Source organism: Mycolicibacterium chitae (assembly GCF_900637205.1).
In the GTDB taxonomy this organism is placed as follows: domain Bacteria; phylum Actinomycetota; class Actinomycetes; order Mycobacteriales; family Mycobacteriaceae; genus Mycobacterium; species Mycobacterium chitae.
Map to the genome: position 1 here is coordinate 1,968,712 of NZ_LR134355.1, position 20,998 is coordinate 1,989,709.

Genomic DNA, 20,998 nt, shown 5'->3' on the forward strand with positions numbered 1-20,998 from the left:
TGCGCCACCCGGAGGTTGGACACCACCGTGGCCGCAACTCGTCGAGATCGTGCAGGTGGTACCGCACACTCAGTGGACGTTGGGTAGGTGGGCTGATGGTGCAGTTGCACGCTGCGTACGCGGGACTGCGACTCACCCGCCCCACCCGCGACGTGGACATGATCCTGCACATCGAGACCGGCGCAGCGACCTTCAGCGGAGTGCGACACGAGTTGGAACGTCTCGGGTACGCATTGCGGGAACCCGTCGGAGATGGACCGGTGCATCGATTCGTCCGCGGCCGTCGCGACTCGGAGGTGGTGGATGTGATGGTCGCCGACCATTTGCCTCCGAGATGGCGTCCTAAGGTGCTTCGGCGAAAGGTTTTCGAAGTTCCTGGAGGAACTTCGGCGTTGCGTAAGACGGTGAACTGTGAGGTCACCATTGGCACAGACCTTGTGACGTTGAGCGTCCCTGACGTCCTTGGGGCGCTGGTGCTCAAAGGTGCGGCGTACACGGAGGATTCGCGGGACCGCGGGCGTCACCTGGACGACGCCGCGGTGCTGGCATGCGCGGCGACTGACCCGGTTGCCGACCGTGCGCGCATGATCGGCAGCGATGCCAAACGCATCCGGGCCCTGTGGGCGGCGCTGGCCGACCAGGATCACCCGTCGTGGATCGCCACCGGAGCTACTGCTCGCCGAGGTCGCGCGGCGCTGCGGATTTTGGTGGGCGACTGACCGAGTGGGAAGCTGGAAGCTCCTCAGGCCCTATCTGTTCCGGGTGCTCATGCTCTGAGTGTCGCAGCGAGGTGTGACGGCGGACGAGGGCACCACGTTGGCGGACTGGCACCGCGGCGGGATTACGTGCGCTACTCGGCGATCGGCACCGCGACCTCGTTGCGCCGCCGGAACGGAATGGTCCACGGCGGATCGTAGAACCACGACAGCGCCTCGCCGTCGGACTTGATCCCGTTGTCCGCCAAGGTCTTCAATAGCTCTTCGGTGCGACGCTGCACCGCGGCCGGGCTACGGTCGCCGGTGAACCGCAACACCGCGAACGTCTCGGCCGGCACCTCGACCAGGCGCACATGGCTGTCGTTGGGGGAGGGCAGCGTCGCCAGGGACCACTTGGCCGGCATGTAGAAGCGGATCACCGAGCCGCCCTGCGGGTCGCGGCTCTGTGCGACCGGCGCCGTCATCGCGATCTTCTCGCTGGACTGGGCCACCGGTGCGGTCATGGCGATCGAGGTCTGTCGGCTGTTGCCGCCGAAGATGTAGCCCGCCAGCCGACGAAAGCCGGTGTTGCGCGCCTGCTCGTCGTCCTCGAGCACGGTGGTCTCCGCGGCGATCCGCGGGCCGTAGCGGCGGATCTCCACGCCGCCGGACAGCGGTTCGGACAGGTACATCGGCTCCTCGGTGCCGACGCGGATGCCCACGATGCCGCCGAGGCCCCCGGCCAGTTGGACGATCCCGGAAACGATGCGAGTGATCATCGCCGGGTAATACCCACTGCGGCGGGCTCCTAGTCCAGGTTGGCCAGTGCCTGGCGCGCGGCCTCCAATTCGGCTTCCAACTCGGAGACCCGGGCGGCCTGCTGGGCGCGGGCCTCCTCGATGACTGCGTCGATCGGGGTGGACAGGTCCTCGTGCAGTTCCTTGGCCGCCCGCGACACGGCGGCGGCCGCGACCGTGACGTTGCGGGCGATGTAGGTGCTGCCCTGCTTGAGGTCCGCGCGCCATTCGCCGTCGGCGGTGCCGGTGACGGTCACGGTCAACTCGAGCGTCTTGGCCTTCCGGCCGCCCGCGCGCTTGGCCGGGGCCTTCTTGGGCTTCTCCTCAGCGGGAACCGCAGGGGCGACGGCCTCGGGCGCCGGGGTGTCCCACGGCGCGGTGTCGTCGGTGTACGGCGCTTCGGCCACCAGGGTGTCTACAGTCATCGTTGCGGCGTCTCCTCGTGAACGTGGAGTGGGCTGACATTGCGCGCCCATTAGAACACACGTTCGACGCCGTGTCCGTCAGGGCGGGCGGTGTCGGCCACGTCAGCGCAGCTTGCGCACCGCGATCAGATGGTGCGACACCCCGTCCACCCAGCGTTCGACGGTTTGCTCGATCACCAGATCCTGCCCGGTGAGCCGCCGGTGGTGCTGATGCAGATGCTCGCCCCAGGACCGCACCACGAACGTCTCGACGAACGTGTGCTCGCGCTCCACGCTGCGGTAGAGCCGCCACCGCGCGGCGCCGGTGCGTCTGCGGGACCGGCCCATGACGGTCATCGCCGCCACGAACTCGTCCTCGTCCTCGACCCCGACCCGGTACTCCGTCATCACCAGCACCGGACCGTCCAGCGGTTCGGGTTCGAACACCAACGTCGGCTCCGGCCAATGCGTCGACGGCGTGAGGTCGATGTTGCCGGTCTTGGCGTGCAGCGGCCACCACAGCGACGACAGCGCGCAGAACCCCAGCAGCGCCGCGCTGACCAGCAGGCTGGTGACGCTGGACGTCGCACCGGCGAGCAGCCCCCACAGCAACGAACCCAGCGCCTGGCCGCCCATGAAGATCATCAGGTACACCGACAGCCCGCGGGCCCGCACCCAACCCGGCAGGCTCAGCTGCATCGAGGCGTTGAGCGTCGCCAGGCACAGCAACCAGGCGGCGCCGCCGCCCACCAGCGTCACCAGCACCACGGCGAAGACGGGGACCAACGCCAGCACCACCGTGGTGGCGCCGAACCCCACCGCGGCGACCACCAACATCGCGTTCTCGTCGAACCGGGAGCGCAATCGCGACAATCCGACGGCGCCGACCACCGCGCCCAGGCCCAGCGCCCCCAGCAACAGGCCGTACCCCGACGAGCCCAGCCCCAGTTGACGACTGGCGATCACCGGCAGCAGGCCCCACAGCGCGCTCGCGGGGGCGATGAACAGTGTGGTCCGCAGCAGGATCCGTCGCACGATCAGTGAGCTGCGGATGAACCGGGCACCGGCGCCGAGCGCCGACAGCGCGCGTTCGGCGGGGAAGTCCTGCCGAGGGGTGGCGGGGCGCCACGCGATCAAGACGGCGACGACGCCCACGAACGATACGGCGTTGAGCGCGAACACCACCGTCGGACCGGACAGCGACACCAGCGCCCCGGCGATCGCCGGCCCGATGGACCGCGCCGCGTTCAAGCTCATGCTGCCGAGCGCGGCCGCCGCCGGAATCTGGTGGAGGGGAACGAGATCCGGTTGGATGGCCTGCCAGGCCGGCCCCGTCAGCGCTGTTCCGCAACCGATCACGAACAGCAGCAGCAACAGCACCGTCGGAGTGGTCAACCCGGCGGCGGTCAGGACGGCCAGCAGAGTCACGGCCGCGGCCATCGTGGTCTGCATGACGATCAGCAGGCGCCGGCGGTCGACGAGGTCGGCCAGCACCCCCGACGGCAGGGCCAGCAGCATCACCGGCAGCGCGGTGGCGGTCTGGACCAGCGGCACCAGCACCGCCGCCCGGGGATGGTCGACGAGCATCCACTGCGCGCCCACCGTCTGCATCCAGGTGCCCAGGAAGGAGACGAACTGCGCGATCCACAATGCCCGGAAGATTCTCGACCGCAGCGGCGCCCACGTCGACATCCGTTCCGTCGTGGTCATGGATCACCGCCGGAGAGCCGCATCCGACCAGAGTATCGATGTGCCGGCGGTGGAGACGGCGCAGCAACCCGCGTCGGCGCCGGGCGTCGAGATTGGGCCCAGGGTGGTGCGCTCGCCGAGATCACGACCGTCGACGCAATTTCGGCTCGCTACTCAGCCGGGGCCGGCTCAAACGATCCGCTTGCCGCGCCGCGCGCGGGCCCGCATGTCCCACAGGTACAGCTGATAGCCCAGCAGCCAGGTCTGATGCGGGATCAGCCGGTCGGCCAACCGCAGCGCGGCGAGCAACCATTCGAAGCGGCGCTGCGCCGCCCCGCCCCAGGGCAGCGCCATCATGGCGCGGAACTCGGGCGGCAGAAATCCCGTCGTCGCAAAGAGATTGAACCGGCCCGCGGTCGCGCGCACCGGCCAGGGCAGAAACGCCATCGAGGCCACCCCGCGCAGATGTTCGCGCACCGGCGGATCGATGTTCAGCTCGTCGAGGCTGCGCTTCCAGTACTCGTCGAACGCCAGACGGTCCGCGGGCCACATGTCGTCGCGCACCTGCAACGTGGTGCCCAGCCGCCGGGCGTCCCGATAGACGGCGTCGGCGGCCTCGTCGTCGAGCGGGCCGTAGAGGAACTCATGCTGGTCGACGTAGTAGCGGTACAGACACGCCGCCACCCACAGCTGCAGCCGGGGGTCAAAGGCGTTGTAGCGCACCGGCGATGACTTCCCCGAGCGCACCTGCGCGTGCGCGGTGTCCACGGCCTCGCGGATCAACGCGCGGTCCTGCGCGGTGCCCATGGTCGCCACGGCCAGATAGGTGCCGGTGGTCCGGGCGCGCTTGAACGGGTGCTTGTAGACGTTGCCGCTGTTGACCGGGCTCTCCAGCACGCCGTAGCCGACGCCCGGCAGCGCCAGTTGCATGATCACGTTGGCCGCCGGCAGCAGTGCGGCTGCCGGGTTGAGCAGGTCGACCACCCGTGTCGGCCGCTTCACTGGGCTCATATCACCGAGTAGACCACCTATGAGACGCTGCTGAGGATGAATCCGCCCAGAACCCGCGCGCGGGCCACCGGAGTTCTCGTCGGATATCTCGCGGACCTGGCGCTCGCCGACCCGCGCCGCGGCCACCCGGTGGCCGGTTTCGGCACCGTCGCCGCGCGCCTGGAAGGGCTGACCTACCGCGACAGCCGGATCGCCGGGGCGGCGCACGTGGCGATCCTGCTCGGCGGGCTGGGCGCGGGCGCGCTCGGGGTCGGCCGCGGCGCGGCCCGGTTCGGGACGGTGGGGACGACGGCCGCGCTGGCGGCGGCGACATGGGTCGCGCTGGGCGGGACCTCCCTGGCGCGCACCGGCACCGCGATGGCCGATCTGCTCGGCGCCGGCGACGTCGACGGTGCCCGCGCCCTGCTGCCTTCGCTGTGCGGCCGCGATCCGCAGTTCCTCGACGCCGACGGCCTGACCCGGGCCACATTGGAGTCGGTCGCCGAGAACACCTCCGACGCGCAGGTGGCCCCGGCTCTGTGCGCCGCGGTCGGGGGAACGACGGGCGTGCTGCTCTACCGCGGTGCCAACACCCTGGATGCGATGGTCGGGCACCGTTCCCCGCGGTATGCCCAGTTCGGTTGGGCCGCAGCGCGGCTCGACGACCTCGCGAACTACCTGCCGGCGCGGGCGGCGGGGGCGCTGACGGTGCTGTGCGCGCCGCTGGTCGGCGGATCGGCGATCGGTGCGGCACGCGCGTGGCGCCGCGACGCCCGTCGGCACCCGAGCCCCAACGCGGGGGTGGTGGAGGCGGCGTTCGCCGGCGCGCTCGGGGTGCAGCTGGGCGGGCCCACGCGGTACCGCCACGAATTGCAGCTGCGCCCCACCCTGGGCGACGGGCCGGCGCCCGGCGTCGATGACCTGCGCCGGGGCGTGGCCTTGTCGCGCTGCGTTCAGGGCGCCGCGGCGCTGACCGCGGCCGCGGTGGCCGTCCTCAGCGGCGTCGTCCGTAGCGGTCGGCGAGCTTGTCCTCGACGGTGACCGGCTGCTCCGGGTCGCCGTCGGCGGGCCGCGCGCTGCGATCGCGCCGGCGCGCCTTGACCTCGCTGTAGACGAAGTACCCGAGCCCGAGCGGGGCCAGGATGCCGAACGCGATCCACTGGATGCCGTAGGACAGGAACGGCCCGGCATCCAGGTGCGGCAGCGCGCGCACCGAGAGCGCACCGGGCTGATCGGCCGTCAGCTGCAGGTAGGAGCCGGTCAGCGGGACGCCGAACAGTCCGGCCAGCTGCGCGGTGTCGATGGCGTAGACCTGCTGCACGCCGCCCTCGTTCAGCGGCGCGCGATTGGCCGGGGCGGTCTCGCTGTCGCGCAGCCGCGCGGTGATCGCGACCTCGCCGGCGGGCGCGGGCTCGATGGTCGGCACCCCGGAGCCCTGCACGGGACGCACCCAGCCGCGGTTGACCAGCACGGTGGGCCCGTCGGTCACGTCGAACGGTGTGAGCACCTCGTAGGCGGCCTCGCCCTCGATGACCCGCAGCCGGGCCAGGATCTGCTTGTCGGCCTGATAGTGGCCGGTCGCGGTGACCAGCCGCCACTGCTGGTCGGGTGCCGCCGAATCCTGGTGCGGCAGAAAGTCCGTCAGCGGCACCGGATCTGCCTGCACCGACTCGCTGATCTGCTTGTTCTCCCGCGAGGTCTCCGTGTTCTTGCCGAGCTGCCAGGGGGCCAGGACGGTGAAACACAGGTAGGCGAACGCCAGGACCACGATCGCCAGCGCGATCCAGCCCGGGCGCAACCAGGTCGGCCACTTCACGGCGCGCGGCCTTCGAGTTGCTCGTCGACCCAGCCGTGCAGGCCGGGCAGGGCGGCCTCGATGACGGTGAACACGTCCTCGAAGTCGTTCAGATCGCCGTAGTAGGGGTCCTCGACGTCCTCCGGGTTTCGGGGCGAGCGCGGATCGAACCCGCGCAGCATCCGGACCCGCTCGGGTTCGACGCCCAGCTGGGTCAGCAGCCGCTGGTGATTGCGGCCCAGCGCGACCACCAGATCGGCGCCCAGGTGGTCGTCGCCCACCTGGGCGGCGACGTGCCCGCTGGGATACCCGTGCGCCTCGAGCACCGACCGGGCCCGCCCGTCGGCCCCGTCGCCGACGTGCCAGCCGCCGGTCCCGGCGCTGCTCACCCGTACCCGCTCGGCCAGGCCACGTTCGGCGATCTGGTGGGCGAACATCTTCTCCGCCATCGGCGAGCGGCAGATGTTCCCCGAACAGACGAACGTGACGTGCAGCCGGTCAGACACCGAGCACCTCGCGCAGCGCGGACACGTCGTCCACCACCCTCGGCGCCGGCTCGTCCGGGGTGAAGTCGTGGCGGCCGTATCCCCAGGCGACCACCACGGTGTCGATGCCGTGCTCGGCGGCGCCCTCGACGTCGTGCAGGCGGTCGCCGACCATCAACACCCGGTCGGGCAGCGGTTGCAGCTGGGCCAGCGCGTGGGCCACCACGTCGGCCTTCAACGCGCGGACCCCGTCGGGGCTGGCACCGGCGATGACCTCGAAGTGCTCGGCGAGCCCGAAATGCGCCAGGATGCGCTGCGCGGTGGGCTCGGCCTTCGACGTCGCCACCGCCAGCCGCACGCCGGCGGCGCGCAGATCGGTCAACAGCTCCTCGACGCCGTCGAACGGGGTGTTCATCGCCCAGCCGCGCGCCACGTAGTCGGCCCGGTAGGCCGCGATCGCCTCGTCGGTGCGCTCGCCGAGCCCGAGGCCGGCCAGCGTGTGGTGCATCGGCGGACCGATGATCTTGCTCACCAGGTCACCCTCCGGCACCGCCGCGTCGACCTGCTCCAATGCGTGGCAGAAGCTCGCGACGATGCCCTCGGCGGAATCGGTGAGGGTTCCGTCGAGATCGAAGATCACCAGTTCGGGCCGCTCAGCCTGCGGCGCAGATAACCCTGTCGGGGCCAGTTCGGTCACGCCGCCATTGTCCCCGATGCGCGGACCACTACTGTTTGCAGGCGTGAGTGTGCGCCTTGCTGAGGTCATCGAGGTGCTGGACGCCGCCTACCCGCCGCGGTTGGCGCAGTCCTGGGACTCGGTGGGTCTGGTCTGCGGTGATCCCGACGAGCCGGTCGATTCGGTCACGGTCGCGGTCGACGCGACCGCCGCCGTCGTCGACGAGGTGCCCGAGCGCGGGCTGCTGCTGGCCCACCACCCGCTGCTGCTGCGCGGCGTGGACACCGTGGCCGCCAGCACCCCCAAGGGCGCGCTGCTGCACCGGCTGATCCGCACCGGCCGCGCCCTGTTCACCGCGCACACCAACGCCGACGCCGCGGCACCCGGCGTGTCCGACGCGCTGGCCGAGGCCTTGGGCGCGACGGTCGAGGACGTCCTGGATCCGGCGCCGGGCGGCACCGACCTGGACAAGTGGGTGATCTTCGTGCCCGTCGAGTCCGCCGACGCGGTGCGCGCCGCGGTGTTCGCGGCCGGCGCCGGGCAGATCGGGGACTACTCGTGCTGCAGCTGGGGCGTCACCGGCACCGGTCAGTTCCTGCCGCAGGACGGCGCCTCGCCGGCCATCGGCGAGGTGGGCTCGATCGAACGGGTGCCCGAGGACCGCATCGAGGTGATCGCCCCCGCCGGCCTGCGGGCCCGGGTGCTGGCGGCCCTGCGAGACGCCCACCCCTACGAGGAACCGGCCTTCGACGTCTTCTCGCTGGCGCCGCTGCCGGCCGGCGTGGGCATCGGGCGGATCGCGTCGCTGCCGCAGCCGATGCCGCTTCGCGAGTTCGTCGCCCGCGTCGGTGCGGCCCTGCCGACGACGACGTGGGGAGTGCGCGCGACGGGCGCGCCCGATCTGCCGGTGACGCGGGTGGCGGTCTGCGGCGGGGCGGGGGACTCGCTGCTGGACCGGGCCGCCGCGGCCGGGGTGCAGGCCTATCTCACCGCCGATCTGCGGCACCACCCCGCCGATGAACACACCCGCCGGTCGGAGGTGGCGCTCATCGATGTCGCGCACTGGGCCAGCGAATTCCCGTGGTGCGCGCAGGCCGCCGCCGTGCTGGCGGACGCCTTCGGCGACGCGCTGCCGGTGCGGGTCAGCGACATCCGAACCGACCCCTGGACATTGGGAGTGAACTGATGAAAGCCGACCTCTGGCAACAGCGTTCGTTACTCGAGATCTCCGAGCTGGACGCCGAGTTGGCCCGCATCGCGCATCGGGCCGGGCATCTGCCCGAGCAGCAGCGCCTCGAAGAGGTGCAGGCCCAACAGCAGGCCGCCCGGGATCGGTTGGCGGTGCTGCAGATTGCGGTCGAGGACATCGATGCGCAGGTGGCCCGGCTGGAAACCGAGATCGACGGCGTCCGCCAGCGCGAGGACCGGGACCGCCAGCTGCTCGCCTCGCCCAGCACGTCGGCCAAGCAACTCACCGAACTGCAGCACGAACTGGAAACGCTGCAGCGCCGGCAGGCCTCCCTGGAGGATTCGCAGCTGGAGGTGATGGAGCGGCGCGAGGAACTCGAACGCCAGGTGGCCGAGGAATCGGCGGGTATCGACAAGCTCGACGCCGAGGCCGCCGAGGCCGGCCGGGAACGCGACGCCGCGCTGGCCGAAATCGAGAACATCCGCACCGAGCGCACTCAGCGCCGCGAAACGCTGACCGCCAGTGTTGATCAGGAACTGCTGGCGCTCTACGAGCAACAGCGCGCCAAGTCGGGCACCGGCGCGGGGGCGCTGCAGGGCCGGCGTTGTGGTGCCTGCCGCATCGAGATCGACCGCGGCGAACTGTCGCGCATCGCCGCGGCCGCCGACGAGGACGTGCTGCGCTGCCCCGAGTGCAACGCGATCCTGTTGCGGGTCAAGGTATGAAGGTTCTGCTGGAGGCCGACGGCGGCTCGCGCGGCAATCCGGGACCGGCCGGTTTCGGGGCGGTGGTGTTCTCGGCGGACCGCGGCACAGTGCTGGCCGAGAGCAAGTCCGCCATCGGCGTGGCCACCAACAACGTCGCCGAGTATCGCGGCCTGATCGCCGGGCTCGCCGAGGCCGCCGACCTCGGCGCCACCGAGGTTTCGGTGGCGATGGACTCCAAGCTCGTCATCGAACAGATGGCCGGCCGGTGGAAGGTCAAGAACGCGAGCCTGGCCGAATTGCACCGCCAGGCCCGGGATCTGGCCGCCCGATTCGACCGGGTCGACTACCGCTGGATCCCGCGCGCGCAGAACTCGCACGCCGACCGGCTGGCCAACGAGGCGATGGACGCGGCCGCCGAGGTTCTGGATCCGGGGGAGCCGAAACAGAATCCGGCCCCGACGGAAAAACCCGCCGCGCCCGGCTGGACCGGGGCGAGCGGGACACCCACCCGGTTGCTGCTGTTGCGGCACGGCCAGACCGAACTTTCGGTGCAGCGCCGCTACTCCGGGCGGGGTAACCCCGAACTGACCGAGCTGGGTCGGCGCCAGGCCGAGGCCGCGGCGGCCTATCTGGCGGCCAAGGGCGGGATTTCGGCGGTGATCTCCTCGCCGCTGCAGCGCGCCTACGACACCGCGGCCATCTCCGCCAAGGCGCTCGGGCTGGAGGTCAGCGTCGACGACGACCTGATCGAGACCGACTTCGGCGGCTGGGAGGGGCTGACGTTCGGCGAGGCCAGCGCGGCCAACCCGGATCTGCACGGCCAATGGCTGCGCGACACCAGCGTCACCCCACCCGGCGGGGAGAGCTTCGACACCGTGCACACCCGCGTGCGGCGGGCCCGCAACCGGATCATCGCCGACCACGGCGATTCCACGGTGCTGGTGGTCTCGCACGTGACGCCGATCAAGACGCTGCTGCGGATGGCGCTGGATGCCGGCCCGACGATCCTGTACCGCCTGCACCTGGATCTCGCGTCGCTGTCGATCGCGGAGTTCTACTCCGATGGGCTGGCCTCGGTGCGACTCGTCAACGACACGTCGTACCATTAAAGCCCTACTCCTGCAGGTGAATCCGTTCGCCGTGCGGGCCCAGGATGGTGATGGCCTCGACGGGCCCGTCGACGGCCCCGAACCAGTGCGGCGTCCAGGTGCTGAACTCCACCGCTTCGCCGGCGGTGATGGTGAAGTCCCGCTCGCCGAGGATCAGCCGCATCCGGCCGGACAGGACGTACATCCAGTCCTGCCCCTCGTGCACCGGTAGTTCGGCCGGCGGGGTCCGGCGCCGTGCGCTGACGCGAATCTTGAAGGCGTGCAGGCCGGCCGCCGGTCCGTGGCGGGTCAGCGGCCAGAACGTCACGCCGTCATGGGTCTGCGGGGTTCCGCGCACGCGGGGGTCGCGCTGCTCGGGTTCGCGCAGCAGGTCGTCGGTGCTGACGGCCAGCGCCGCCGCCAGGCGCGGCAGATGGTCCAACGCCAGTCGGCGCTTGCCGGATTCGAGCCGGCTCAGCGTCGAGACGTCGATCTGGGCGCGCGAGGCCACGTCCTCGAGCGTCAGCTTCTGCTGCGTCCGCAGCTCGCGTAGCCGGCGCCGCACGCGCAGGTCCACGTCGTCGGGTTTTGCCGTCATGGCAAGAAAGCTTGCCAGGTGGCTTCGGGTGCGAGCAAGCTTTGGGCATGGAAAACACTGACACACAGCAGATGTGGGAGGAGCGCTACGCGGAGTCGGAGCGCATCTGGAGCGGACGGCCGAATGCCCGGCTGGTCGAGGTGGTCTCGACGCTGCCCCCGGGCGCCGCGCTGGAGCTGGGCTGCGGCGAGGGTGGTGACACGGTCTGGTTGGCGCAGCGGGGCTGGCGTGTGCTCGCCGTGGATATCGCCAACAACGCCCTGCAGCGCGCCGCGGCGGCGCTCGAGGCGGCCGGCGGCGACCTGGCCGAGCGCGTCGAGTTCCAGCGCCACGACCTGACGGTGACGTTCCCCTGTGGCCGCTTCGACCTGGTGACCGCGCATTTTCTGCACTCGCCGACGGAGTGGGACCGCGATGCGGTGATGCGCCGGGCCGCGGCGGCCGTGGCCCCGGGCGGTCGGCTGCTCATCGTGGACCACGCCGAGGCGCCGCCGTGGGCCGAGCACATCCACGACCACGTCTTTGCCACCGCCGAGGAGGTGGTCGCCGGGATGGACCTCGACCCCGCGGAATGGGAGCGCGAGCGAGTCGAACGGGCGGGGCGCGAGGGGCTCGGTCCGGACGGTCAGCTCGGCACGCTGGTGGACAACGTGATCCTGCTGCGACGGCGCTGACCTGGGGTTTCTGGCCTGTCGGTGGGTGGTGCCATGCTCGAATGCATGTTCGAAGTGGCGGAGTTGAGGCCGGATGCCGGTGAGGCGGCGTTGGTGGCCCATATCGGTGAGTTGGAGACGTTGAAGGCGGTGGCGGCGGCGGCGCAGGCGCGGGCGACGGTGGCGTTGGTGTCGGCGCGGGCGGCTGATGAGGTGGCGCGTGGGGTGCCGGTGGGTCGGCGGGGGCGTGGGTTGGCGACCGAGGTGGGGTTGGCGCGGCGGGATTCGCCGACGCGCGGTGATCAGCATTTGGGTTTTGCCAAGGCGTTGGTGCAGGAGATGCCGCATACGTTGGCGGCGTTGGAGGCCGGGGTGCTTTCGGAGTGGCGGGCGACGTTGATCGTGCGGGAGTCGGCGTGTCTGGATGTGGAGGGTCGCCGGGTGTTGGATGCCGAGTTGTGTGGTGATGTCGCCAATCTGGAGGGGTTGGGGGATCGGCGGATCGTGGCGGAGGCCAAGGGTATTGCGTATCGGTTGGATCCGCAGGCGGTGGTGGATCGGGCGGCGCGGGCGGCGCGGGATCGGACGGTCAGTGTGCGCCCGGCCCCGGACACGATGACGTATGTGACGGCGTTGTTGCCGGTGGCCCAGGGGGTGTCGGTGTATGCCGCGCTCAAGCGGGAGGCTGACGTGACCTGTGATGGGCGGTCTCGGGGTCAGGTGATGGCCGACACGCTGGTGGAGCGGGTCACCGGTCAGTCGGCGGAGGTGCCCACTCCGATCGCGGTCAACCTGGTGCTCTCGGATGAGTCGCTGCTGGCCGGGGAGGAGCACCCCGCGCGGGTGGCCGGCTACGGGCCGGTGCCGGCGGGGGTGGCGCGGCAGTTGGTGCGCGGGGCGGTCGACGACGAGCGATCCCGGGCGAGTTTGCGGCGGTTGTACAAACACCCGGTTTCAGGGGCGCTGGTGGCGATGGAGTCGCGGTCGCGGATCTTCCCGAAGGGGTTGGCCGAGTTCATCCGGTTGCGCGATGACACGTGTCGGATGCCGTATTGCGATGCGCCGATCCGGCACACCGATCATGTTGCCCCGGCCGCGGGTGGCGGGGTGACCTCGGGGGCCAACGGGCAAGGCCTGTGTGCGGCGTGCAACTACGCCAAGGAGGCCGGCGGTTGGAAGGCCGCCACCGCGGTGGACGAACAGGGGCGGCACAGCACCGAGTTCATCACCCCGACCGGGGCGCGGCATCACTGCACCGCGCCGCCGCTGCCGGGACGACGTTTTGTCGAGGTCAGTGAGATCGAAACCCACATCGCCATCGAGATCGTGGGTCACGCCGCCTGATTCCGGGCGTACCGGGCGTCGACGAAGTCCTTGGCGCGCATCAGATAGCGCGCGGGCGGCAACATTTTCCCAGTATGACCCATCGATCGGGTACCTTATGAGCGCGAACGAGTTGGCTGGGCGGCCGCGGACCTCAGAGCAATCTGGGGCTCGAGGAAAGTCCGGACTTCACAGAGCAGGGTGATTGCTAACGGCAATCCGAGGTGACTCGCGGGAAAGTGCCACAGAAAACAGACCGCCAGCGATGGTAAGGGTGAAACGGTGCGGTAAGAGCGCACCAGCGCTCCGGGTGACCGGAGTGGCTAGGCAAACCCCACCCGAAGCAAGGCCAAGAGGCCGTGCCCGGCACGGCTGCGCAGGCGCTCGAGGGCTGCTCGCCCGAGCCTGCGGGTAGGCCGCTCGAGGTACCCGGCAACGGTGTGCCCAGATGGATGGTCGCCGCCGAGCACCCCGGAAACGGGGGCTCGGAACAGAATCCGGCTTACAGGCCAACTCGTTCGCCCCAGCTAAGACATCGCCTTGGCCAACGCCTTCAGCGCGTCGTCGAGCTGCTCGCGGCAGCGCTCGGCCAGATCGTCCTCGCGCTGATAGAGCAGCCCGTAGGTGAAGGTGTCCTCGCCGGCGGCGTGGGCGGCCTCGGCCTGCTGGCTCAGATGATTGCGGCTCACCACGGCGTCCTGATGGTCACCCAGCAGCGACTGGATGGTCTTGGCGGCGTCGGACACCTTGCGCTTGCCGGTGGCCGCGGCGGTGTAGCGCAACCGCTTGGCGCTCTTGCGAATTCGGTGCAGTGCCTCGTCGCGGTCGTGGGCGGCGTCCTCGGCGGCGGCCCGGGCGTTCTTCGCGGCCTTGCGGACCCGCTTGTAGGCGGCGTCGAGGCTGACGGGCTTCTGCTCGGTCCCCGGGGCGGGCGCCGGGGTGTGGGCGAGCTCGTCGAGCGCGTCGAGCAGCCGGAAGTAGCGCGGTGTGCGCATGGCCTTCAGCGACCGCCGCAGCCCGGTGTCGTAGCGCCGCTGGGCCCCGTCGACCAGGCGCTCGCGCACCGGCCCGCGGATCAATTGCGCCGGCAGCTCGTCGAGGGCCTCGGCGTACTTCGCGGCCAGCACTTCGGCATCTCGGGCCACCCCGAGCAGGGCGGCCAGCTGCCGCAGTTCGTCGAGCACCCAGGCGTCGTCGGTCAGGCCGAAGGATTCCTCGGATTCCTTGAGCAGGCTGCGCAGCTTGCGTATGGTCACCCGCATCTGGTGCACGGAGTCGAAGGTGTCCGAGCGCACCGCACGATCCCAGAGCACCAGCTCCCGGTTGTGCTCGATGACGGCGCGGTGTACCGGATCGGTCGGTTCGGCGGCCGGTCGCGCGTCGGCGGGGGAGTCCAGGACTCGCGCCAGCTTGGAGCCGTGCGCCGACGGCGCGGCCCCGGCATCGAGCAGGCGGTTGCCCAGCCGGTCCAGCAGCAGCCGATCGTCGGACTCCACCAGTTCGAGTTCCCACTCGCGCCACTGCTGTTCGTTCTCTCCGGCCGTGGCGGTCACGTGGTCGTCGCTGAACTCGGCCAGCACCGACCCGTCGGCGCCCCGCAGACGCTGGACGTGCCGGGTCGTCTCGATCCGCGCCACCGGGGCCAGCGGACGATCCCGCACGACGGCCAGCACGACGTCGCGCAACTCGTCGGGAACCTCCTCGGATTCCAACGGCGTCAGCACCTCGGTGCGGGCGTCCGGACCGGCCGGCAGCTTCAGGTGCCAACCCGCGTCCTCACCGCCGGTGCGCCGGCGCAGGGTGATCTTGTGGGCAGCCAGATCGTGGTCGGGTGTGTCGAAGTAGACAGCGTCCAGCGATTGTGAGGGCGATCGCTCGACATGCGTCACGGAGGTCAGCCCGTCGAATGACGGGGCGACGGCCTCGCCGGAGACCTCGTACTTGCGCTCGATCTCGGTGTAGCGGTTGGTTTTGGACTTCTGAGCTGCCGTTTTGGCCGTCATGTCACCTTCGATCGCCAGCGATGGACCTTGTTCCCAGGATGCCACACCCGCACCACCGGCACCCCGCAGCGCAGGTGAGCTGAACTCGGCCGATTCGGGCCGCCGGACCCGTCGAGACCGAATTGAGATATGTCGATGACCAACGAACCTCAGAGATCTCTTAGAATTGGCCTCATGAACATCGGGTCGAACACGCTACGCGTCGAGGATTACCTCGACGAGGAGGGCAACATCGCCCTCCCGGCGGGTACGACGTTGACGTCGTATCTGGAAAGCAACATCGCCGCCCTCGGTGACGAAGTGTCCTACCGCTTCCTGGACTACACCCAGGACCGCGACGGGACCGCCATCGAAATCACCTGGTCGCAGCTGGGCTCCCGGCTGCGCGCCGTGGGGGCCCGGTTGCAGCAGATCAGCACCCCGGGCGACCGGGTGGCGGTGCTGGCACCGCAGGGCATCGACTACGTCGTCGCCTTCTTCGCCGCCGTCGCCGCGGGCAACATCGCGGTGCCGCTGTTCGCCCCGGAACTGCCGGGCCACACCGAGCGGCTCGACGCGGTGCTCACCGACGCGGAGCCGACGGTGGTGCTGACCACGACCGCGGCCGCCGAGTCGGTGCAGAAGTTCCTCCGCACCCGGCCGCGCCACCAGCGTCCCCGGGTGGTCGCCGTCGACGCGATCCCGGACACCGTCGGCGAGCTGTTCACCCCGGCAGAGGCCGCCGTGGACGACGTCGCCTACCTGCAGTACACCTCGGGTTCGACCCGCACCCCGGCCGGCGTGGAGATCACCCACCGCGGCGTGTGCACCAACGTGCTGCAGATGATCATGTCGGTGGGTCTGGACCGCAACATCCGCAGCGTCAGCTGGTTGCCGCTCTACCACGACATGGGACTGCTGATGATCATGTTCCCGGCGCTGTGCGGCGGGCAGATCACGCTGATGTCGCCGCTGGCGTTCGTGCGCCGGCCCGGCCGCTGGATCGCCGAACTCGGCGAGCAGGGCAAGTACGGTCCCACGTTCGCCGCGGCGCCGAACTTCGCCTTCGAACTCGCCGCCACCCGCGGCCTGCCCGCCTCCGGCCAGCACCTCGACCTGAGCAACGTTGCCGGCCTGATCAACGGGTCGGAACCGGTGAGCATGGCCTCCATCGACAAGTTCACCGCGGCCTTCGCGCCGTACGGGCTCCCGGCCACCGCGGTCAAGCCGTCCTACGGCATGGCCGAGGCCACGCTGTTCGTCTCGACGGTCGGGCCCGAGGCCGCCCCCAGCGCGGTCCACCTCGACCGCGACGAACTCGGCGCGGGCCACGCCGTGCGGGTGGCCCCCGACTCGCCGAACGCCGTGGCGCAGGTGTCCTGCGGTGCGGTGGCCCGCAGCCAGTGGGCCGTGATCGTCGACCCGGAGACCGACGCCGAACTGCCCGACGGACGGGTCGGCGAGATCTGGTTGCAGGGCGACAACATCGGCCGCGGCTACTGGCGTCGCCCTGAGGAATCGGAGTTGACCTTCGGCAACAAGCTGCAGTCGCGGCTGGCCGCCGGCAGCCACGCCGAGGGCACCGCCTACGGCGAAACCTGGTTGCGCACCGGCGATCTCGGGGTCTACCTGGACGGTCAGCTCTACATCACCGGCCGGATCAAGGATCTGGTGATCGTCGACGGGCGCAACCACTACCCGCAGGACATCGAGGCCACGGTCGCAGCGGCCTCCGACGCCATCCGGACCGGTTACGTGGCGGCGTTCTCGGTGCCCGCCCAAGATTCCGCCGGCGAGCAGCTGGTGATCATCGCCGAGCGCGCCGCCGGCGCCGGCAAGGCCGATCCGGAGCCGGTGCTGGCCGCGGTCCGGGCCGCGGTGTCGCGCACCCACGCGGTGCCGGTCGCCGATGTGCGGCTGGTGGCCGCGGGGACAATTCCGCGCACTACGAGCGGCAAGCTGGCCCGCCGGGCCTGCCGGGCCGACTACCTGGCCGGCCGGATCTGAGGGGGACCCGACCGGCGGTCGGGCCGCGCGGGTTAACGTCACCGGCATGTCTACCGAGTCGCATGCCTACGAGACCCTGCTGTTCGAGCAGGACGGCCCCGTCGCCCGCATCACGCTGAACCGGCCCGACGCGGCCAACGGCATGAACGATGCGATGACCCGCGAACTGGCCGACGTTGCCGCCCGCTGCGAGGCGCCCGGCGTCAAGGTCGTGGTGCTCACCGGCGCCGGCCGGTTTTTCTGCGCCGGAGGCGATCTCAAGGCGATGGCGAACTCGCCGCTGGGGCCGGGCCCCTTCGTCAAGGGCATCGCCGACGATCTGCACCGGGCGTTGTCGAAGTTCGCCCGGATGGAGGCCGTGCTGATCACCGCCGTCAACGGCACCGCCGCCGGGGCCGGCTTCTCGCTGGCGGTCAGCGGTGATCTGGTGGTCGCCGCGGCCTCGGCGTCGTTCACGATGGCCTACACCCGCGCCGGACTGAGTCCGGACGGCGCCGCGTCCTACACCCTCCCCCGTCTGATCGGCGTGCGCCGCACCGGTGACCTCATGCTCACCAACCGCAAGCTGTCCGCGGCCGAGGCCGAGCAGTGGGGCCTGGTCAACTACGTGGTCGCCGACGACGAGTTCACCGCGCGTGTCGACGCCCTGGCCAACGAGATCGCCTCGGGCGCAGCTGGTTCGGCCGCCGCCGCCAAGACGCTGCTGCTGACGACCTTCGACAACGACATCGAGACCCAGATGGACCTCGAGGCGCGGTTGATCTCGGCGAACGCCGACAGCGCCGACGGCCGCGAGGGGATCGAGGCGTTCCTGAACAAGCGCGCCCCGAAGTACGCCTGACCCGCGCCGTCACGAATCGCGGATCTGTTCGGTCCTAGTTGACGACTGCCCGGCCACCACCGGTCGGGCAGCGTGGACGAGAGGGAGCCCGAACATGAAGATCGTCGTAATCGGAGGGACCGGCCTGATCGGTTCCCAGGTCGTGCGGTTGCTCACCGAACGCGGCGAGCAGGCGGTGGCGGCCGCGCCCAGTACCGGGGTCGACACCATCACCGGCGCGGGCCTGCCCGAAGCACTTTCGGGCACCGACGTCGTGGTCGACGTGTCCAACTCGCCGTCCTTCGACCGGGATGCCGCGGTGGGGTTCTTCCGCATGTCCACCGGCAACCTGCTGGCCGCGGAGAAGGCGGCCGGGACCGGTCATCACGTGGCGCTGTCGGTGGTCGGCACCGCCGAATTGGCCGCCGAGAGCGGCTATTTCGCCGCCAAGCAGCTGCAGGAAGAACTGATCGCCGGGGCCGGGGTGCCGTTCACCATCGTGCACGCTACCCAGTTCTACGAATTCGTCACCGGCATCATCGATGCGGCGACCGACGGTGACGCCGTGCGGCTGGCCCCGGTGGGCTTCCAGCCGATCGCCTCGGCCGACGTCGCTGCGGCGGTGGCCGAGGTCGCGGTCGCGGCCCCGCGCAACGCGGTTCTGGAAGTCGCGGGCCCACAACGGTTCCGGCTCGACGAACTCGCTCGCACCACCTTGGCGGCGCGCCGGGATTCCCGCACCGTCCGGACGGATCCGGCGGCCCGCTACTGGGGTGCCGAACTGAAGACGGACACCCTGACCCCGGGGGCCGATGCGACGTTGTTCGGGACGCGCCTGGCCGATTGGCGGCTCAGCGCCGCGCAACCCGGGTAGTCAGCCGTTCAGCCACGCCGCGAGGCTGGTGCCGAACACCGTTGCCCCGTGGCCGGGGATCAGCGTGCGCTCGCCGACCTCGATGCCCCAGTACTTCGCGTCGGCGTCGCGCAGCACCGCGCGCCGGTCCCCGCGCGCGGCGAACAGCTCGCGGATCAGCTCGTCGAGCGCGAACCGCTGCGGGCCCGCGATCTCGACGCTGCTGTTGACCGGATCGCCGAGCGCGGTGCGGGCGAGGGCCTCGGCGACGTCGACGGCGGCCATCGGCTGAATCAACGCCGGCGGGAGCCGGACCGTGCCCGCCTCGGTCGCCGCATCGGCGATGACGGGCAGGAATTCGAAGAACTGCGTCGCCCGGACCAGCGAATAGGGGATGGGGCCGGTGCCGATCAACTCCTCCTGCATCAACTTCGCCTGGAAGTAGCCGCTCTGGGGAGCCAGGCGTTCGGTGCCCACCACCGACAGGGCGACGTGCTGGGTGACGCCGGTGAGCCGCTCGGCGGTCAGCAGGTTCGTGGTGGAGGTGCGGAAGAACTCCATGGCCGCGGAGTCGTCGAAACTCGGCGAGTTCGACACGTCGACCACCACGGCGGCACCGGTCAGCGCCTCGGTCAACCCCTTGCCGGTCACGGAGTTGACCCCGCTGCGCGGCGAAGCGGGCACGGCCTGATGGCCCCGGCCGGTCAGGACATCCACCAGCTTCGAACCCACCAGTCCCGTGCCGCCGATGACGACGATGCGCATGCCGGTCTCCTTTCGCGAATCGAGCAGTCACAGTTACGACCGGCCGCGACGGCACTCTGTGACGTCGTCCTCCGGTTGTCACAACTGGGAGCGGTGGCCGGTCGGATAGGCGAAGCGACAACAACTTCCGCGCTACCGAAGGGGAGTCATGATGCGAGAGTCGACGGTCACCGCCGCGGCGGGGCGCTTCGAGGCCGAGGTGCTGCCGTACCGCGACGCGCTGCTGCGGGCCGCGCGCAGGTTGACCCGCACCGAAGCCGATGCCGAGGACCTGTTGCAGGACACGCTGCTGCGCGCCTACGCGGGCTTCGAGGGCTTCCAGACCGGCACCAACCTGAACGCGTGGTTGTTCCGGATCCTGCACAACCAGTGGGTCAGTGCGTTCCGGCACCGGCAACGTCGGCCCGCGGAAGTGTCGTTCGACGCGCTGACCGAACACGACCTCGCCCGGGCCGCGGCGGCCCGGCCCGCGGCCGCACGCTCGGCCGAAGCCGCGGTGCTCGCCGCCTTGCCGGGACCCGAACTCGAAGCGGCGCTCGGCGCCCTCTCGGAGGACTTCCGCACGGCGGTGTACTACGCCGAGGTGGCCGGTTACACCTACCTCGAAGTCGCCGCCCTGATGGGCACCCCGGTGGGCACCGCGATGTCGCGGGTCTCCCGCGCGCGGCAGCGCCTGCGCGAACAACTCACGGCCGCCTGAACGGAACGAAGGAGAAATCTCATGGAGCCACTGCACGGCCGCGCGGCCCTGGTCACCGGCGGCACCGCCGGCATCGGGCTGGCCTGCGCGCAACTGTTGGCCCGGGCCGGCGCCCGGGTGATCGTCTCGGGACGCGATCAACGCCGCGGCGAAGCAGCCCTGGCCGGCATCGGCGACCGGGCCCGGTTCGCGCGGGCCGACCTCGCCGACATCGACTCGGTGCGAAACCTGGTGCGCGACAGCGGCGACATCGACATCCTGGTCAACAACGCCGCCAGCTTTCCGGCGGCCCTGACCGTCGACCAACGCGTCGACGCATTCGAGCAGACCTTCGACACCAACGTGCTGGGCACCTACTTCCTGACCGCCGGTCTGGCCGCCGGAATGCTCGACCGCGGATCGGGCAGCATCGTCAACATCACCAGCCTGGTCGCCGGCAAGGGCGTCCCGGGCGCGTCGACCTACAGCGCCTCCAAGGCCGCGGTGGAAGCACTGACCCGCACCTGGGCCGTCGAGTTCGGTGGCCGTGGCGTCCGGGTCAACTGTGTGGCCCCAGGCCCCACCGACACCGAGGGGGTGGTGGCCCAATGGGGTGCGGTCAACGACGAATTGGGCAAGGCGCTACCGCTGGGCCGCACGGCTCAACCCGCGGAGATCGCCGCGGCCGTCGTGTTCCTGGCCGGTCCCGACGCCAGCTTCATCACCGGCACCACCCTGCACGTCGACGGCGGCGGCTCGGCGACCTAGGGCGAAATCCGTGGCCGCTCGCTAATATTTCCGGG

The 20,998-nt window shown here is 70.6% G+C and carries 22 protein-coding genes and 1 other RNA gene; 13 read left to right on the forward strand and 10 right to left on the reverse strand.

Translation table 11 applies throughout. The annotated features are described in order from the left end of the window. Window positions 1–443: 443 nt before the first annotated feature. Window positions 444–719, forward strand: a complete 276-nt coding sequence (locus EL338_RS26465; RefSeq protein WP_235666419.1) for a hypothetical protein — start codon at window positions 444–446, stop codon at window positions 717–719. A 131-nt stretch (window positions 720–850) separates the two neighbouring features. Here EL338_RS26465 and EL338_RS09285 read toward each other — a convergent pair whose 3' ends face one another. The 4 genes from EL338_RS09285 to EL338_RS09300 form a co-directional block, all read right to left on the reverse strand. Further along, complete coding sequence (locus EL338_RS09285) at window positions 851–1,474, reverse strand: SOUL family heme-binding protein (RefSeq protein ID WP_126333494.1); 624 nt, start codon at window positions 1,472–1,474, stop codon at window positions 851–853. 29 nt (window positions 1,475–1,503) lie between these two features. Next, window positions 1,504–1,917, reverse strand: a complete 414-nt coding sequence (locus EL338_RS09290) for a DUF6319 family protein (protein WP_126333495.1) — start codon at window positions 1,915–1,917, stop codon at window positions 1,504–1,506. Window positions 1,918–2,019: 102 nt separating this feature from the next. Next, a complete protein-coding gene (locus EL338_RS09295; RefSeq protein WP_126333496.1) occupies window positions 2,020–3,606 on the reverse strand; it encodes an MFS transporter in 1,587 nt (528 codons plus the stop codon). A 168-nt stretch (window positions 3,607–3,774) separates the two neighbouring features. Beyond that, window positions 3,775–4,587, reverse strand: coding sequence for an oxygenase MpaB family protein (locus tag EL338_RS09300; protein WP_126336766.1), 813 nt, complete (start codon window positions 4,585–4,587; stop codon window positions 3,775–3,777). A gap of 45 nt (window positions 4,588–4,632) precedes the next feature. Between EL338_RS09300 and EL338_RS09305 the strand changes: the two genes are divergently transcribed. Continuing rightward, complete coding sequence (locus EL338_RS09305; protein WP_126333497.1) at window positions 4,633–5,616, forward strand: cobalamin biosynthesis protein; 984 nt, start codon at window positions 4,633–4,635, stop codon at window positions 5,614–5,616. Here EL338_RS09305 and EL338_RS09310 read toward each other — a convergent pair. Genes EL338_RS09310 through EL338_RS09320 form a run of 3 tightly spaced genes read right to left on the reverse strand, consistent with a single transcriptional unit; the run spans window position 5,570 to window position 7,552 of the window. After that, complete coding sequence (locus EL338_RS09310; protein WP_126333498.1) at window positions 5,570–6,391, reverse strand: SURF1 family cytochrome oxidase biogenesis protein; 822 nt, start codon at window positions 6,389–6,391, stop codon at window positions 5,570–5,572. The genes EL338_RS09305 and EL338_RS09310 overlap by 47 nt on opposite strands. Beyond that, window positions 6,388–6,876: a low molecular weight protein-tyrosine-phosphatase gene (locus EL338_RS09315; RefSeq protein WP_126333499.1), complete on the reverse strand. Its 489-nt coding sequence runs from the start codon at window positions 6,874–6,876 to the stop codon at window positions 6,388–6,390. The genes EL338_RS09310 and EL338_RS09315 overlap by 4 nt, the downstream gene beginning before the upstream one ends. Then, complete coding sequence (locus EL338_RS09320) at window positions 6,869–7,552, reverse strand: HAD-IA family hydrolase (protein WP_235666420.1); 684 nt, start codon at window positions 7,550–7,552, stop codon at window positions 6,869–6,871. Before EL338_RS09320 ends, EL338_RS09315 begins: the two co-directional genes overlap by 8 nt. Before the next feature lie 43 nt (window positions 7,553–7,595). Between EL338_RS09320 and EL338_RS09325 the strand changes: the two genes are divergently transcribed. The 3 genes from EL338_RS09325 to EL338_RS09335 are packed head-to-tail and all read left to right on the forward strand — an operon-like array spanning window position 7,596 to window position 10,536. Beyond that, complete coding sequence (locus EL338_RS09325) at window positions 7,596–8,717, forward strand: Nif3-like dinuclear metal center hexameric protein (RefSeq protein ID WP_163792096.1); 1,122 nt, start codon at window positions 7,596–7,598, stop codon at window positions 8,715–8,717. Beyond that, complete coding sequence (locus tag EL338_RS09330) at window positions 8,717–9,445, forward strand: zinc ribbon domain-containing protein (RefSeq protein WP_126333502.1); 729 nt, start codon at window positions 8,717–8,719, stop codon at window positions 9,443–9,445. The genes EL338_RS09325 and EL338_RS09330 overlap by 1 nt, the downstream gene beginning before the upstream one ends. Then, window positions 9,442–10,536, forward strand: a complete 1,095-nt coding sequence (locus EL338_RS09335; RefSeq protein ID WP_126333503.1) for a bifunctional RNase H/acid phosphatase — start codon at window positions 9,442–9,444, stop codon at window positions 10,534–10,536. The genes EL338_RS09330 and EL338_RS09335 overlap by 4 nt, the downstream gene beginning before the upstream one ends. 4 nt (window positions 10,537–10,540) lie before the next feature. On the opposite strand, the gene EL338_RS09340 is transcribed toward EL338_RS09335, so the two are convergent. Then, a complete protein-coding gene (locus tag EL338_RS09340) occupies window positions 10,541–11,113 on the reverse strand; it encodes a helix-turn-helix domain-containing protein (protein ID WP_126333504.1) in 573 nt (190 codons plus the stop codon). Between the two features lie 47 nt (window positions 11,114–11,160). Here EL338_RS09340 and EL338_RS09345 point away from each other — a divergent pair, with 47 nt between their 5' ends. The 3 genes from EL338_RS09345 to rnpB all read left to right on the forward strand — a co-directional run bounded on the left by EL338_RS09345 (window position 11,161) and on the right by rnpB (window position 13,610). Beyond that, the gene (locus EL338_RS09345; protein WP_126333505.1) at window positions 11,161–11,787 is read left to right on the forward strand and encodes a class I SAM-dependent methyltransferase; all 627 of its coding nucleotides are present in this window, start codon (window positions 11,161–11,163) and stop codon (window positions 11,785–11,787) included. A gap of 45 nt (window positions 11,788–11,832) precedes the next feature. After that, window positions 11,833–13,110: an HNH endonuclease gene (locus EL338_RS09350; protein ID WP_126333506.1), complete on the forward strand. Its 1,278-nt coding sequence runs from the start codon at window positions 11,833–11,835 to the stop codon at window positions 13,108–13,110. Window positions 13,111–13,218: 108 nt separating this feature from the next. Then, window positions 13,219–13,610, forward strand: an RNA gene (gene rnpB / locus EL338_RS09355) — RNase P RNA component class A. A gap of 6 nt (window positions 13,611–13,616) precedes the next feature. On the opposite strand, the gene EL338_RS09360 is transcribed toward rnpB, so the two are convergent. Continuing rightward, window positions 13,617–15,092 carry a CYTH and CHAD domain-containing protein gene (locus tag EL338_RS09360; RefSeq protein WP_126333507.1) on the reverse strand — a complete coding sequence of 492 codons (1,476 nt, stop codon included), beginning with the start codon at window positions 15,090–15,092 and terminating at the stop codon, window positions 13,617–13,619. A gap of 174 nt (window positions 15,093–15,266) precedes the next feature. Between EL338_RS09360 and EL338_RS09365 the strand changes: the two genes are divergently transcribed. From EL338_RS09365 to EL338_RS09375, 3 genes are all read left to right on the forward strand, one after another. Further along, entirely contained in the window at window positions 15,267–17,078 is a 1,812-nt protein-coding gene (locus EL338_RS09365; RefSeq protein WP_126333508.1) for a fatty acyl-AMP ligase, read from the forward strand. Window positions 17,079–17,124: 46 nt separating this feature from the next. Beyond that, window positions 17,125–17,919: an enoyl-CoA hydratase/isomerase family protein gene (locus tag EL338_RS09370; RefSeq protein ID WP_126333509.1), complete on the forward strand. Its 795-nt coding sequence runs from the start codon at window positions 17,125–17,127 to the stop codon at window positions 17,917–17,919. A gap of 94 nt (window positions 17,920–18,013) precedes the next feature. Then, the gene (locus EL338_RS09375; protein ID WP_126333510.1) at window positions 18,014–18,772 is read left to right on the forward strand and encodes an SDR family oxidoreductase; all 759 of its coding nucleotides are present in this window, start codon (window positions 18,014–18,016) and stop codon (window positions 18,770–18,772) included. Here EL338_RS09375 and EL338_RS09380 read toward each other — a convergent pair whose 3' ends face one another. Next, the gene (locus tag EL338_RS09380; RefSeq protein ID WP_126333511.1) at window positions 18,773–19,516 is read right to left on the reverse strand and encodes an SDR family oxidoreductase; all 744 of its coding nucleotides are present in this window, start codon (window positions 19,514–19,516) and stop codon (window positions 18,773–18,775) included. 151 nt (window positions 19,517–19,667) lie between these two features. Here EL338_RS09380 and EL338_RS09385 point away from each other — a divergent pair, with 151 nt between their 5' ends. Beyond that, complete coding sequence (locus EL338_RS09385; RefSeq protein WP_235666421.1) at window positions 19,668–20,216, forward strand: sigma-70 family RNA polymerase sigma factor; 549 nt, start codon at window positions 19,668–19,670, stop codon at window positions 20,214–20,216. A 21-nt stretch (window positions 20,217–20,237) separates the two neighbouring features. After that, window positions 20,238–20,963 (forward strand): SDR family NAD(P)-dependent oxidoreductase, encoded by a 726-nt coding sequence (locus EL338_RS09390; RefSeq protein WP_126333513.1) that lies wholly within the window; start codon window positions 20,238–20,240, stop codon window positions 20,961–20,963. The last annotated feature ends 35 nt before the right edge of the window (window positions 20,964–20,998 follow it).